Origin of the sequence: Nitrosospira sp. Nsp11, assembly GCF_900142705.1 — a bacterium.
GTDB lineage: Bacteria > Pseudomonadota > Gammaproteobacteria > Burkholderiales > Nitrosomonadaceae > Nitrosospira.
Window position 1 is genome coordinate 171,958 of record NZ_FRBV01000003.1, and the last position, 13,271, is coordinate 185,228.

The 13,271-nt window shown below is 52.6% G+C and carries 12 protein-coding genes and 1 pseudogene; 6 read left to right on the forward strand and 7 right to left on the reverse strand.

Annotated features, from left to right (window positions below):
* Positions 1-34: 34 nt before the first annotated feature.
* From BUA28_RS06095 to ovoA, 3 genes are all read right to left on the reverse strand, one after another.
* Positions 35-964 carry a DMT family transporter gene (locus tag BUA28_RS06095; RefSeq protein ID WP_256598247.1) on the reverse strand — a complete coding sequence of 310 codons (930 nt, stop codon included), beginning with the start codon at positions 962-964 and terminating at the stop codon, positions 35-37.
* A gap of 240 nt (positions 965-1,204) precedes the next feature.
* Positions 1,205-2,434 carry a MalY/PatB family protein gene (locus tag BUA28_RS06100; protein ID WP_256598248.1) on the reverse strand — a complete coding sequence of 410 codons (1,230 nt, stop codon included), beginning with the start codon at positions 2,432-2,434 and terminating at the stop codon, positions 1,205-1,207.
* Positions 2,431-4,542 (reverse strand): 5-histidylcysteine sulfoxide synthase, encoded by a 2,112-nt coding sequence (ovoA, locus tag BUA28_RS06105; RefSeq protein ID WP_072767314.1) that lies wholly within the window; start codon positions 4,540-4,542, stop codon positions 2,431-2,433. Before ovoA ends, BUA28_RS06100 begins: the two co-directional genes overlap by 4 nt.
* Before the next feature lie 726 nt (positions 4,543-5,268).
* Between ovoA and BUA28_RS06110 the strand changes: the two genes are divergently transcribed.
* From BUA28_RS06110 to BUA28_RS06125, 4 genes are all read left to right on the forward strand, one after another.
* Complete coding sequence (locus tag BUA28_RS06110; protein ID WP_256598249.1) at positions 5,269-5,985, forward strand: DUF3047 domain-containing protein; 717 nt, start codon at positions 5,269-5,271, stop codon at positions 5,983-5,985.
* A 65-nt stretch (positions 5,986-6,050) separates the two neighbouring features.
* Positions 6,051-7,034: an alpha/beta fold hydrolase gene (locus BUA28_RS06115; protein ID WP_218587235.1), complete on the forward strand. Its 984-nt coding sequence runs from the start codon at positions 6,051-6,053 to the stop codon at positions 7,032-7,034.
* Between the two features lie 244 nt (positions 7,035-7,278).
* Positions 7,279-7,827, forward strand: coding sequence for a Slp family lipoprotein (locus BUA28_RS06120; RefSeq protein ID WP_072767317.1), 549 nt, complete (start codon positions 7,279-7,281; stop codon positions 7,825-7,827).
* Between the two features lie 140 nt (positions 7,828-7,967).
* Positions 7,968-9,218, forward strand: a complete 1,251-nt coding sequence (locus BUA28_RS06125; protein WP_072767232.1) for a YfiM family lipoprotein — start codon at positions 7,968-7,970, stop codon at positions 9,216-9,218.
* A 63-nt stretch (positions 9,219-9,281) separates the two neighbouring features.
* Here the strand turns inward: BUA28_RS06125 and BUA28_RS06130 are convergent.
* A pseudogene (locus BUA28_RS06130) lies at positions 9,282-10,070 on the reverse strand (SDR family oxidoreductase).
* A gap of 56 nt (positions 10,071-10,126) precedes the next feature.
* Between BUA28_RS06130 and BUA28_RS16220 the strand changes: the two are divergent.
* A complete protein-coding gene (locus tag BUA28_RS16220) occupies positions 10,127-10,252 on the forward strand; it encodes a hypothetical protein (protein WP_256598253.1) in 126 nt (41 codons plus the stop codon).
* Between the two features lie 784 nt (positions 10,253-11,036).
* Here BUA28_RS16220 and BUA28_RS06135 read toward each other — a convergent pair.
* From BUA28_RS06135 to BUA28_RS06145, 3 genes are all read right to left on the reverse strand, one after another.
* Positions 11,037-11,423, reverse strand: coding sequence for an alpha/beta fold hydrolase domain-containing protein (locus BUA28_RS06135; protein WP_072767233.1), 387 nt, complete (start codon positions 11,421-11,423; stop codon positions 11,037-11,039).
* Positions 11,424-11,536: 113 nt separating this feature from the next.
* On the reverse strand, positions 11,537-11,926 hold the full coding sequence (locus BUA28_RS06140; protein ID WP_072767234.1) for a RidA family protein: 390 nt from the start codon (positions 11,924-11,926) through the stop codon (positions 11,537-11,539).
* Positions 11,927-12,043: 117 nt separating this feature from the next.
* Positions 12,044-12,499 carry a hypothetical protein gene (locus tag BUA28_RS06145; protein ID WP_072767318.1) on the reverse strand — a complete coding sequence of 152 codons (456 nt, stop codon included), beginning with the start codon at positions 12,497-12,499 and terminating at the stop codon, positions 12,044-12,046.
* A 310-nt stretch (positions 12,500-12,809) separates the two neighbouring features.
* Here BUA28_RS06145 and BUA28_RS06150 point away from each other — a divergent pair, with 310 nt between their 5' ends.
* Positions 12,810-13,256 (forward strand): hypothetical protein, encoded by a 447-nt coding sequence (locus tag BUA28_RS06150; protein ID WP_072767235.1) that lies wholly within the window; start codon positions 12,810-12,812, stop codon positions 13,254-13,256.
* Positions 13,257-13,271 lie beyond the last annotated feature (15 nt).

Genomic DNA, 13,271 nt, shown 5'->3' on the forward strand with positions numbered 1-13,271 from the left:
ATCAAGCGGATTATGCCTTATCGAAGATGTTATGTTACCTACATTCAAATCCTGGTTCTGTTTCATGATTCTCCCGTGCTCCAAGGATGGCACCAGCGGTGACCGCAGCTAATCCCGCAAGCGCCAGCAGGGACAGAGGCTCGCCCAGAAGAGGCACAGCAGCCAGCGCCGATACGACAGGCACAAAAGCCATCAGCAAAGCCACTGTTTGGGAACCAAGGCGGCTTACCGCGAAGGTATAAAGCAGCATTGCCAGAAACACCACTACTACGCCCTGATATATTGCCTGAACGGCGATTTCGCCGACAGGTGCTTGCTCAAGCGTACTGGGCAGGAACAACCACCAGATGGGCAGGTAGACTAACGCGCTACCCAGCGTAGTCGCCACCGTCGCGGCAAGAGGCCGTATCGGATAGCGGCTGAGCAGCAGCGTGAAGATGGCCCAGGATGATGAACCGCATAGTAAAAGCAGGTCGCCAAGAATTTGAGTATGGGTGAGTTTCGGCCCGCGAGAAAACGAGTCTACGGCAATCAATACGATCCCGGAAAAGACAATGACCAGCGCGATATGGCGTTTTCTCAATGGTCTCAATCCAAGCCATAACCATGCAATGATCGCCGTCAAAAAAGGCAAAGCGCCGGGCAATAGCACAGAAGCATGAGCAGCCGGCGTCATACGGAACGCAGCGTACACAACAACAGCATAACCTATGCCGCCGAACAGCGAGAACAGCACGATCACCTTGAATGGCGGCAGCAGAATCCGTGGCAAAAAAAAGACCGCGATGGAGGCGCCGACACCAAAACGCAGCGCCGCGATGTCCCAACTTGTCAGCGTGCCGGTGCCGCCCAAACGCGTAACCAGGATGAAGCCGGTCCAGATGCACATGCTTAAGAAAGCCGCGATCCAGCCGCTACGGATGTTTGCTGCCGGATTCGCGGTATTAACTACTACTGTCGGCAAGATATATCCCAAATAAAAAACTATAGCCGGAGCACGGCAATAAAACCTATAACTCTAATGGAACAGCGCAACGCTTCTGTCAAATACTAACGGAAGTAGAAGGCTGTACCAGCAAGGGGGAGCTTCCCGCAAACTTCTGATACAAGCGCGCACCCTGCATTCGCATGGCTATGAGGGATGCTGGGTAAGGGTCGTAGCGTAAATGCTGCGGTATTGAAAATACGGATTTCTAGAAATGCGTCAGGCTGGAACCGATCCAGGCTCAACGCTATGTCGTGCTTTCCTGATATTTTCAAGGGCTGCTTCAATGATGCGGCGCGGGGCGCCGATATTCATGCGCATGAAGCCGCTTCCGGCTTCGCCGAAAAGCGTGCCGGGACTCATGCCCACGCCAGCTTCGTGCACGAAGAAATGCCTGAGCTGTGCATTGTCTATATCCAATGCAGCCATTAGTGCACGACAATCGAGCCAGAGTAGATACGTTCCCTCCGGTCTGATGAGACGAATTTCCGGAAGATGCTTTGCCAGATATGCCGCGACGAAATCGCGGGTTTCCTGAAGATAAACAAGTAACGCGTCCAGCCATGCCCCGCCTTCTCGATAGGCAGCCTCGAAAGCAGTGATACTGAAAGGATTGGATGCACTAACGTGCATCGTATCGAATATTTGCGTGAGTTCCTTGCGGCGCTGCGGATCGGGCACAACGAGCGCGGAGAGATTCATCCCGGGGATGTTGAATGTCTTGCTGGGCGCGGTAGCAGTCACAATATTGTTCCCTTTTCCGGGTGCCGCTTCCGCCAGCATCGACAGCGTATGGTGCTGATTTCCAGGATAGACCAAATCGGCGTGAATCTCATCCGAGAATATCACCAGATCGTATTTCTCGGCAATTTGCAGAATTCGCTCCAGTTCCTGCTTGCTCCATACCCTGCCGACCGGATTATGTGGGGAGCATATCAACAACAGGCGGGCTTTCTCCGCGCATTGCTCCAGGTGGTCATAGTCGATGTCGTAGCGACCGTTCCTGAGGCGCAACGGATTATGTATCAGTTGTCGGCCGGTGCCGGTAACCGCCGAAAAAAAAGGAAAATAAACCGGCGGTTGCACGATAACCGACTCGCCCGCCGAGGCGAAAGCCATTACAGCTGCATGTAGCGAGGGGACCACACCGGGACACATCATGATCCAGTCGCGGCGTACTTCCCAACCATGACGTTGCTTCAACCAGCCTATCAAGGATTCATACAGGCTTTCCGGGTAGACGGTATAGCCGTATATGGGGTGGACGGCACGCCGCGAAAGGGCCTGGGTCACTGCCGCCGGTGCTGCGAAATCCATATCCGCCACCCATAGGGGAACGACGTCCGCTGCACCAAACATACTCTGGCGTGCTTCATATTTCAAACTGGCGGTACCGCCCCTTTCTATTTCAATATCGAAATCAGGGGCGGGAATATTGCTGCCGCTCAATCAATTCTCTCCCAGATCGTCGCTTGCGAGACCGTATGCTGGAATTTCCGCCGGGTTTCCCGAATTACGAATGGTACGTCCTGTGGATCTTGAATCAGTTTGAAATGGCTGCCCAGGATCTTTTTCAGACCGTCAAGCGTGGTAAAACTTTCACCATCCCGCTTGAATCCACCAATCCATGCATCCCGCTTGGTATGTTCCTCCAGCCAGGTATACGGCGAAGCGATCAGCAAAAGACCCCCTGGGTTGAGCCGTGTGTGAATGGTTGTGAGCAGTTTGGCCGGATCGTAAAGACGATCGATGAGGTTGGCTGCAAGGATGAGATCGTAACCGGTAAAGATAGGCTTGAGGTTACAGGCGTCGCCCTGGTAGAACGTCACCTTATGCTTCACATCATCCAGGCCAAGGCCAGTCAGCGTACGCTCTCTATAGAGAACGAGATCGCCCTCATCCGTTAGCGTATAGCGCAACATACCCTGCGCAGCAAGCTGGACGCCTTGTCCGATGAAGCGGGCGGAGAAATCGATACCGGTTACCTCATCGAAGTGCCGCGCCAGCTCAAAAGTCGAACGTCCGGAAGCGCAGCCGAGGTCGAGTGCTTTGCGGGACGGTTTATTACCCATGGCGGCAATAGCCAGCTTGGCAAGTGCCTTCGAAAAATTAGGCACCCCGAAGTAGGTATCGCCATAATGAAATTCCGCATACTCGGAGAGAAGCTTGTCGGTTTCATAGTGAGAGTCATGCTGCACGGCAGGCGCATCGCTAACCACGTAGCGAAATCCGGCATGCTGAAAAAAATGACGCCGAAACGCATAGCGAGCGCTCTTCCGCGATTCATCCCCACATGAAATCCAGGAGCCGCCCTTCATGAGATTGTGCCGCCCATCGAATGTGGGCGTGGTGAAATCATCGTAATGCGGATGAATATCAAAACCTTCAAATGGATAGATGGGGGTTTCAGTCCATTGCCAGACGTTACCGACAATATCGTAGAAATCTCCCTGAGGAAATTCATTGACCGGGTGAGCGGATGCAAAATGATCGAGATGAATATTGGCCGGCGCAGGTTCAGCAGGTAGAAGTTCGGATACCCCTGCCATATCGTAAAGGCGATACCATTCATCTTCCGTCGGCAACCGGTACGGTTGACCGCTTGTTGCCGCTTTCCAGTTACAAAACGCCTTTGCTTCATGATAATTCACTTCAGCCGGCCAATCCCAAGGCATGGGTATCTCTTCGGTCATCAGGCGCAATCGCCACTCGGCGCCTTGCCTGATCCAGAAAAGGGGGTATTCCGCGCGAGCATGACATCGCCAGGCACGGCCTTCTTCTTCCCAGAAACTTTCGGTGCCGTAGCCGTTTGCCTGGACGAAGGCAAGGAACTCCTGGTTGCTTACCAAATATTTCCCTGCTTTAAAAGCCGCAACTTCCGCTACATGACTGCCATACTCATTGTCCCATCCATAGGTGGGATCGGCTTTGTCTTTACCGAGACGCACGGTGCCCGAAGTCACATTGATGAGCCGGTTTTGGGGCGCCGGGCCGGACTTCCGGCAAGGTTCCCATGCTGGATGAGGCTTGACATGTTCAATTGCATGCTGACGGATGAGTACGGATGACGTCTCAAGATGGATGAGCTCGTGCTCGATGCACATCATAATGGTCCACCAGGGGTTATCCCAGCCTATTGGCAAGCTAAGCGGCGTGTCCCTTATAAGCCGGTCCACGACATTACGCACCGTATGGCGGTAAGCTCGAACTTCTTCGACGGACGGCCAGTCGTAATGGGCCGTATTCAGGTCATCCCAACTCATTTCGTCGACGCCGACCGCGAACATGGATTCCAACCTGGGATTGATCCGTTGCGTAATAAGTCCCGCGAGCAGCAGCTTGTTTGTAAAAAAAGTAGACGTATGGCCCAGGTAGAAGACTAGCGGATGACGCAACGGAATCGGTTTTTTGAAATAGGCTTCATCGCCCTGCAATGTCTCAAAAAGCTGCTCGTAGCGATCGAGCGTGGCGTGAAAATATTCGCGTATCTCCTCACGTTTTGCAGCGACATTATCGCCAGAAAGAACCGGCGTTCTCGGGAAAAGCAATTTTGGCATCATGCGTAATTTTGGAACTTCAGAAGCGGACTGGACGGGCATTATGCCTTTTTTTGCGTTCAGATTCATATTCAACCTCGGGTATGAATTGCCTCAATATAGTAAAGAACAAACCAGAAAGTGTACACCTGGATACATGGCCGCGACATTGCTTTAAACCTGAATCCGCCCACTCAGCCGCTCATTTTTTTACTCATTTTCCATTGGCGACATGATCCACAGAGATTTTTTCCACCACTTTTTTCCACTCTTCGGCCTCATCTTTTTGTTCGGTTCGCTACAGCACGGATAGATTAGATCACCTGAAGGAAAATCAGCGTATCCCGAACTGGAGGACCAAGACTTAACCAGCTGAATCAACCAGAAGGTAACCAGCGAGTCAAGCAATGCACCATTTCTGACCAACGTTGAACAGTTAATTATCTTCGAATTCGATTCCGATGACGGGAATGAGTTCCTTAACCCGCTTTCCCCTTACCCCCATTCCCATCTTTTGGAGCTGGATTCCAGCATGTATAGCTGCGAGGGAGAGGCGAAGGATGTGCGTGAGGCGAGAGAGTAGCGCAAATAAGAAAAAAAATGAACGCCCTTGACGTTCAAGCAGGTTAACCTGGTTGCAATGTGAGCTTCTCGTTATCAGCGCTCAACCCCTGTCCGGCTGGGTGATGTCAAGGGCTGGACCAGGCTCAACGATAAGTAAACCCTTACGCGCTATGCGGAAAATCGATGTTGTTGATAGGGGGTACGATCATAATTCATCGCAGGTTCACACCCATTTTCGAGAAGACGCTTAAATATATTCAAATGGCTATGCTGGCTTCGGTATTCGCATTTTTGCCGATCCCGTCATTGGCAGGGAATGAACGGGTGGATATCGCGCGTTTCTCGCGCGGTGACCTGACAGGCTGGAAACCGAAAATATTTTCAGGTCTGACCCGTTATGCCGTGACGAATGAAAACGGGCGAACTGCCCTGCAAGCGCAGAGCAGTGCCACCGCTTCCGGGCTTTATCGCGAGATGAGCATCGAACTCGGCAAGACGCCTATCCTTAACTGGACATGGCAGATCGGCGACATACTGACGGGGGCGGATGAGCGCACTCGTGCGGGCGACGATTACCCAGCACGCGTCTATGTCATCTTCTCCGGCGGCATGACGTTTTGGCGGACCCGCGCCATTAACTATGTATGGTCAAGCAAGCGGCCGGTCGGTAGTAGCTGGCCTAACGCGTTTACGGGTAATGCATACATGATCGCAGTAGAATCGGGCTCTAAGCGGGCCGGCCGATGGGTTGAGGAGCGCCGCGATGTTCTTTCCGATTACCGACAGGCTTTTGGCGAAGAGCCTGGCCCCGTGGATGCCGTGGCAATCATGACCGACACGGACAATACAGGCACAATTGCAACCGCCTGGTATGGAGACATCTGGTTTAGCTCGAAATAAAAATCGATGCTTATCGATATTGTGAAATTGCCCTCTTTTCTTGTCTGTTCCTATTGTTATTGTGAATGCTACCGCGCGCCAACGTCATCGTCACTGTCATCGTCATTGGGATATGTTGCGTTTCATCGCCAACCTACGCCGAACTTGATCGAGACTACTCCATGGAAGAAATAGAGCTTCGTCACGAACGCATGGCGGGCGATGGCATAGATCTTCATGTTGTCGCCGCCGGAAAGGGGCCGGCAGTCATTTTGCTCCATGGCTTCCCCGAAAATTGGCGCTCCTGGCTGCAGCAGATCCCGGTCCTGGCTGCCGCGGGCTTTTCGGTACTGGTGCCGGATATGCGGGGATACAATCTTTCAGGACGTCCGGCGGAGCGAGATGCTTATAAATTAGATCGCCTTGTTGCAGACATCGCTGCTCTGGTGCATGCAACCGGCTACCCCCGAGCCCATATCGTCGGGCACGACTGGGGCGGTATTATCGCGTGGTCGTTCGCAGACCGATACCCCGAGCTGGTGGACAAGCTTGTTATCCTTAATGCGCCCCACCCGAAAATTTATCTCGAAAAAGTGCGACATCTGCCACAAATGCTCAGGAGCTGGTATGTGCTCTTTTTTTTACTGCCACGCTTACCCGAGCTTATGCTTTCAGCCAATAACCATCAGGCAATACGCGATATGTTCCAACTGCGCCCGGCACGAAAAGGAACTTTCGGCGAACGGGATATCGAGCATTATATCGAAGCGCTCTCACAGCCGGGGGCGCTTACCGCCGCACTTAATTACTACCGGGCAAACGTGCCTGGAGGTTTGCGCAAGTTCGCGCAAGATGGGCGTATCAACGCGGAAACCCTGGTGATCTGGGGAGAGCTTGACCCCGCACTGGGACTTGAATTACTGGATGGGCTCAGCGATGTTGCGCCCCGCCTCCGGATTTATCGAATCCCGGATGCGAGCCATTGGGTCCAAAATGAGGCGCCTGCGGAAGTTAACCAGGCGCTCGTGGACTTTTTAAAGGGTGAAGACATGAACACACCGCTTCGTTAAGAGAGCCCTCGCTTCGTTGCAGCCTGTGGGACTTGAAAGAAACCGGCTGCAACGGCGTCCAGCTGGTTCATTTTCGCTGCGATTCTTCAAATCCAACAACCTGCTAGGGAATTTTTCGTGAAGTCAATATTACTCTTCCAGTTTTCAACTATGCTGTAAACGATATTCGGAGAAATTTTGGGGCGCCAAGTGGATGTCACCGCGCATTCCGGAAAGTGCTTTTATAATTGAAGGGAACAAGGCCATGAAATTATATCTATTATCCTTCTGTATGTTGTTGAGCGCATGCGTCGGGCTGCCGTCCGCGGTCAGGAATGTGCCCGTTGCAGATATTACCTATCCCCAGGCAAACCGGGACCTGAACCAGTACAAGGATACATCCGTCCGCTGGGGCGGGGTCATAATCGATGTAGACAATGAAGAAAATTTCACTCTTGTACAGGTATTGTCCTATCCCCTTAATTATTACGGCCGGCCCCAGCTAAACAAATCGGCAGAAGGGCGTTTTGTCATAAAAAGCACCGAGTTCCTTGACCCCGCTGTTTATGCAAAAGATCGGGAAATCACGGTGGCGGGAAAACTTGAGGGCGATATCCAGCGTATGATAGGGAAAAAAACTGTGCTGCTGCCATTGCTGACTTCTCGAGCTCTTTATCTATGGCCGGTATATCAAAACGATCCTTACGGGTATGGTTATAGAGGCATGGGTGGTTATGGTTTTAACCCATATTTCGGATATGGATATTATGGCAGCCCATTTTATTGGGGCGGGTACTATAGACCATATTGGTAAGATATGGACTTGATAGTCGAGTCCTGAAGCCATTCAGGCGCTACCATTTTCGGTTTTCCGCACTGCTACATAGGTGGCATTCGCCCTGGATGCTCGACTTTGCATTTCAGTGATAGCTCTCGAAATATAACCCCTGCCTGATGCACAAACTTCTCCTTATTTCGATAAGCTTGCTGGCCATTGTCCTTTTGGCACTGGCAGCCGCGTTCTCGCTCGCCATCGAAGATCATCCTCGTATAGACCGCCAGGTCATTCTTACGCCAGAGCATATAGGCCGCGCCAAACAGATCATCGACGCGCATCGTTACTGGGTGAGACCAGGTATGCTTGCAGCCGCAAACATAGCGTCCTCTGATGTTGATCTTGCTGCAAATTACCTGGCACATCGTTTTGGAAAAGGCAGCGCGCAGGTAATCCTCGCCGACGGCAACGCGGTCATCCGGCTAAGCCTTCCTATGGCTATAATTCCAATTAACGGCTATATAAATCTTGCGGCATCTGTGATGGAGGAAGATGGAAAACCGCAACTCCAGTCGGTGCAGATAGGGAAACTCATGCTGCCTGATGTGCTTACGCAGATACTCGCGCTTCAGTTCGTGGACTGGCTGCGGCAAAGCGCAGAATATAAAGCTGGGCTCGACTTGCTGAAATGGGTCAAGTTATCGCGCAACGAGTTGGGTATCGTTTATCGTTGGGCGGGCGGTTTTTCCAAGGGTATGCGGGCTTCGATCATTGATAAGCAGGAGCGCGAGCGCCTGCTTCATTATCAATCCCTCCTGGCCGCGAATAGCGTATGCAATGAAGCAGTAATGCCTCTATCCCAAATCCTGCCTCCACTCGTCCGCGTTGCCGCGGCTCGCTCGGTAAACGGAGACGCGTTGGCGGAAAATCGCGCGGTCATTCTGGTCGTGGCATTTCACGTACTGGGCGTCTCTTTGAAACGGATTCTTCCAGAAGCACCGAACTGGCCTCGGTCTGTTCCTCAGAGCATTACGCTCGACGGACGTGATGACTTTGCAAAACACTTCATGGCCTCTGCCGCTATTGCTGCCTATGCCGACACCATGTTATCCGACGCAATCGGGCTGTATAAGGAGATCGAGGATTCTGTGCATGGCAGCGGCTTCTCGTTCAACGATATTGCCGCGGACCGTGCAGGCACGAAATTTGGGGAAAAGGCGGTGATAAGCGAAGCTTCCGCACAGCAGCTCCAACGTCAGGTTGTTTCAGGGCTCAAGGATGCGGATCTTATGCCTCTGTGGTCGGATTTGCCTGAATTCATGTCTGAGATGGAGTTCAAGCAACGCTTCGGCGGAATTGATGCACCGGCCTACCAGAGAATGATGCAGAAGATCGAGCAACGTGTCGCAGCTTTGCGCGTGCTGCAATAAGAATTTCGGGAATTACCATACGTGATATTTATGGAAAGCGCCAGCTGGCGATAATGTCCGGTGCTAGGGTTGTCCTTCTCCGCCGGAGGCGCCGTACACCTGTCCAGTTGCGTAGCTTGATTCCTGCGACGCAAGGAAGACGTACAGAGGACCTAGCTCCGCCGGCTGGCCGGGACGCCCAAGCGGGGTCTCATTGCCGAACCTGCTGAAATCTGCCCATCCAGTCGTTTGCATCGGGGTCCAGAATGGTCCCGGCGCCACCGCGTTTACCCGTATACCCTGCTCGGCTACCTGCTTCGCCAGCGATTTTGTGAAAGCAACGATGCACGCCTTCGTCTGCGCGTAATCGAGAAACGCCTCGGATGGAGTGTAAGCCTCGACCGAACTCGTATTGATAATTGCCGCGCCGGGCTTGAGGTGCGGCATGGCGGCCCTGGTGATCCAGAACATCGAATAGACGTTGCATTAGAATATCGAGTCGAACTGCTCGCTCGTGAGATCGACGATCGACGGTTGCGCGGCTTGCATTGCGGCATTGTTGACGAGGATGTCCAGTCCGTTCAGTTCCCGGACGGCATTGGCGACGAGCCTGGAGCAGAAATTCTCGTCCCGGATATCGCCGAGGATCGCGACCGCCTTTCGCCCTTCCGCCCGGATCAGTTCCACGACCTCCCAAGCGTCGGACTCCTCAACAGGGAGATAGTTGATCGCGACATCAGCGCCCTCACGCGCAAAGGCGATGACGGCAGCGCGGCCAATGCCGGAATCGCCGCCGGTCACGAGCGCCTTTCTACCCACCAGCCGGCCCGAGCCCTTGTAGGTTGTTTCGCCATGATCAGGCCGCGGCTTCATCTTGCTCACAAGGCCGGGCGGCTCCTGTTTCTGCGGGGGGAAGGGGGGGCTGGATATTGCGTCGTCGGGTCCTGTTTACGGGACTGGCTGGGCCCTTGCAGGGAACCTTGCTGCCCGAAGGCTGGAGAGACGAATGCCGTGGCAAGGCCGGCGGTCATGCCGCCAACAAACTGGCGCCGTGAGGCGCTGGCGTCGTCTTCTGGTTTCATACCTGTTCTCCTATGAAAACTGCTGAGGTGGTTTCCTATCAGAGATTCTAGCCAGTCCGACGATCAGACCGGAGCCACGAAACCGAGCACTAATTGTCCCAATGCGCGAACATATGATTTCGCTTTTCATTTATCCCATCCGTGCGTTAAGGCACATTAGAGGCAGGTGTGTAATAGTCTAATAGGGCACAGATCACAGTTTTTGTAATACGAGACAGCAAATTGACACAAAAACGCGGAATGGCAAGAATTGCCACCAATGTAGGGAAGATTTTAGGCAAAAATCCGGAAGCTTACCGGACTTGAAGATGCGAGGCGAAAAAGTGACTGGATGAGGGCGGTTTCGAGTGCCGATTGTTGTTACATCAGCGAAAATCGGCGGAATATGGACCGGCCATGATCCTAAAATTTTTGCAGCCGGTTTCATTTAAGTCCGGCAGGGCTGCTAGAGTTGTCCTTCCCTGCCCGAGGCAACTGTACCACTGTACACTTGTCCGGTTGCGTAGCTAAATAGTCGGCCTGGCGATCAGGTTTGCGCTTGAGCCTGAATTTTCGGGGGAAAAGATGATGAAGAAGTAATGCTTGGGGGTGTATTCCCCGCATCGACGTGCGATAGCCAACTATTAGCAGGGGCGGAGAAACGCTTCAACATGAATCAATGCACGGGTGAGAGCAATAAAACCATGGATTCGCTTGCAGTACCTGAACTGTTGTATGCCGCCCCATACTCGCTATGGCTGGCTACGCGGTATAGCGCTTACAGCCTGTTGAGGAATGTTGAAATGATGGGCCAAGTCCAAGCGTCGATCTCCCGCTCGCCCACTGGCTCAGGCAATTTTGCCGGTAGTTTATCATCGTCGCCGTGAATGAGCAGCACGGGCACCCTCCCCTCGTAGGCGCACCGCAACTCCCATTGCTGACCATCAGCCCTGATAACGTTTTTCGTAATGAGGCCAATTACTCCGTCACAATCGGTCACGATCTTACGGCACTCTTCCTTCCAGGATGGCTCCCATGATTGCTTGATGGGCATTTCCACAAAAGAATAGGTTGTCTGCTCCTTTTTCAATTGCTCAAGGAGCCGGTCGTGCGCCTTGATATCCCTGAGCGCAAAGCTGATAAAAACTTTATTCGTTGAAGCCATTCATTACCTCCCTGGAGTATTTATTGTTACCGGACCTCTATGCAAGCTCAAATTGCATTTCATCATCATCGATTGACCACTTACACCTGCCACCTACAACCGTTGGCAATATCTCAGGTACCCGAACCGCGACGGGCCGTTACCTGTATTTCAATACGCATGCGCGGATCGGACAAGCCGGCCGAGATCATCATCGCCGCGGGCCTGATCTGCCCGAGATGCTTGCGAAAGGTCGGCCAGCACTTAGGGAAGTCTGCTGCATGAGGTAATACATAGGTTACCCGGACAATATCTCTCATACTTGCTCCCGCTTCGCCCAGGGCTGCCTCGATATTCTTGAAACACTGCTCAGCCTGTTCCAGCAGATCATCGGAAATGGTCATCCTGGCATAGTCGAATCCGGTTGTGCCGGAGACAAAAATCCAGTCGCCGTCAACCACGGCTCTCGAATAACCAATCTCCTGCTCAAACGTGGAACCTGAACTTATTAATTGGCGTGGCATAAAATTCCCCCAATTATCGTAGCCGCAAATGCTCAGTTACTGCATTACGGCCCGAAAGAAAGTACATCAAAAGCGCCCCGATAGCGTCCGATATCCACTAGCCCAACTCTGCAGGCATTAATTGGAAAAACATTGACTCTTGTCTGACACAACAGTGCAGGCATATAGCAACTGCTGAACGCCTCCGGCGCGGTTAAAAATATACTCCGCCCTCAGCGCCTTGAACTCGGAATCTTTAAAAGAAATTGATTGAGACACATGGCGCTCCTGGTTCCAGAACCTCACTCTGCAAAAGTCAGGCTCGGACCGGCATATCTTGCTAAGTGCTGCGCCATAAACAGCCTTGTCCATATCGCGGTTGCTATCAATCAGGACCATATGAATATAGTTTCCCGATTTTCCCAGCTCGAGTGACCGGACGAGGCGCCAGCCATCGCCATGGGCTAGCGGTGGTAGCTGTGATTGCTGCTGGGCCTGTGGCTGTGTCTGTGGCTTTGGCTGCGATAACGAGGCAGAGACTGGCCATGACAAGATAAATGCGACAAATGCAATACCTGTAAATTTTTTGTTCATGAGTACTCCTGAGCTAAATTTTTTCCAGCCGTAGAACAAAAAAAATGCCACCCGGCAATAAAACAGCATTGCAGCTCGCGCCACTTGAACGTGCCGAACGAGCCACTGCTAAATAACCGAGAGCATATATCCAACTTTTATGAAGTGTACCTAAAAGCGGCGCCCTATTTCCATAAACTTTTCTATGTCTTGCTGCCTGACGCGTTCAAGATCCCCCTCCCATTATCGCGACAGCTTGAATAGACCCACGTTTATGACTTGAATACGGCATTGGCCACTCATTTTTCAGCTCGTTTGCCAGCTAAGCGCGATGACCGAAAAGGAGTTTTTTGTACCCTTTGAGCTTCACTCTCCCAGTGACTCGCTACGGAACGGATTGAACAGTTTTTGCGACACAGTGCTGCGTTGCAACTTCCTGGAATGGAATGGCGCCGCGAAGTGTCGCAAGAGGGGCCGCGCGAAGCGGGGATCGAGCAGCGTAGGGGAATACCGTGATCGTGTTTTACGTGCGCAGGGCGCCGCATCCTGCTTCGGAGCAAAACTTCCTGCGGAAGGCACTGCTCCGCCCTGCGCGGTGGCACCCCGTGTCGTTGCGCATTTCTTTGCTCCAAAAACCACTCATCCATTCCGTCAAGCCGCCGGATTCAAGATAATCGAATTTATTCTATCAACAAAGAAAGTCGACAACAAGGAAATCCCGTTTGCGGTTACAAGGCTGGCTACATATCGCGAACATCGGACGCCGGATAGCGATTGATGCTTTCCGCCGCAG

Bases quoted from the DNA above. Each gene is read 5' to 3' on its own strand.
- ovoA (WP_072767314.1), bottom strand. From the start codon at position 4,542: ATGCCAAAATTGCTTTTCCCGAGAACGCCGGTTCTTTCTGGCGATAAT.
- BUA28_RS06110 (WP_256598249.1), top strand. From the start codon at position 5,269: ATGTTGTTGATAGGGGGTACGATCATAATTCATCGCAGGTTCACACCC.
- BUA28_RS06115 (WP_218587235.1), top strand. From the start codon at position 6,051: ATGCTACCGCGCGCCAACGTCATCGTCACTGTCATCGTCATTGGGATA.
- BUA28_RS06120 (WP_072767317.1), top strand. From the start codon at position 7,279: ATGAAATTATATCTATTATCCTTCTGTATGTTGTTGAGCGCATGCGTC.
- BUA28_RS06125 (WP_072767232.1), top strand. From the start codon at position 7,968: ATGCACAAACTTCTCCTTATTTCGATAAGCTTGCTGGCCATTGTCCTT.
- BUA28_RS06135 (WP_072767233.1), bottom strand. From the start codon at position 11,423: ATGGCTTCAACGAATAAAGTTTTTATCAGCTTTGCGCTCAGGGATATC.
- BUA28_RS06140 (WP_072767234.1), bottom strand. From the start codon at position 11,926: ATGCCACGCCAATTAATAAGTTCAGGTTCCACGTTTGAGCAGGAGATT.
- BUA28_RS06145 (WP_072767318.1), bottom strand. From the start codon at position 12,499: ATGAACAAAAAATTTACAGGTATTGCATTTGTCGCATTTATCTTGTCA.
- BUA28_RS06150 (WP_072767235.1), top strand. From the start codon at position 12,810: ATGACCGAAAAGGAGTTTTTTGTACCCTTTGAGCTTCACTCTCCCAGT.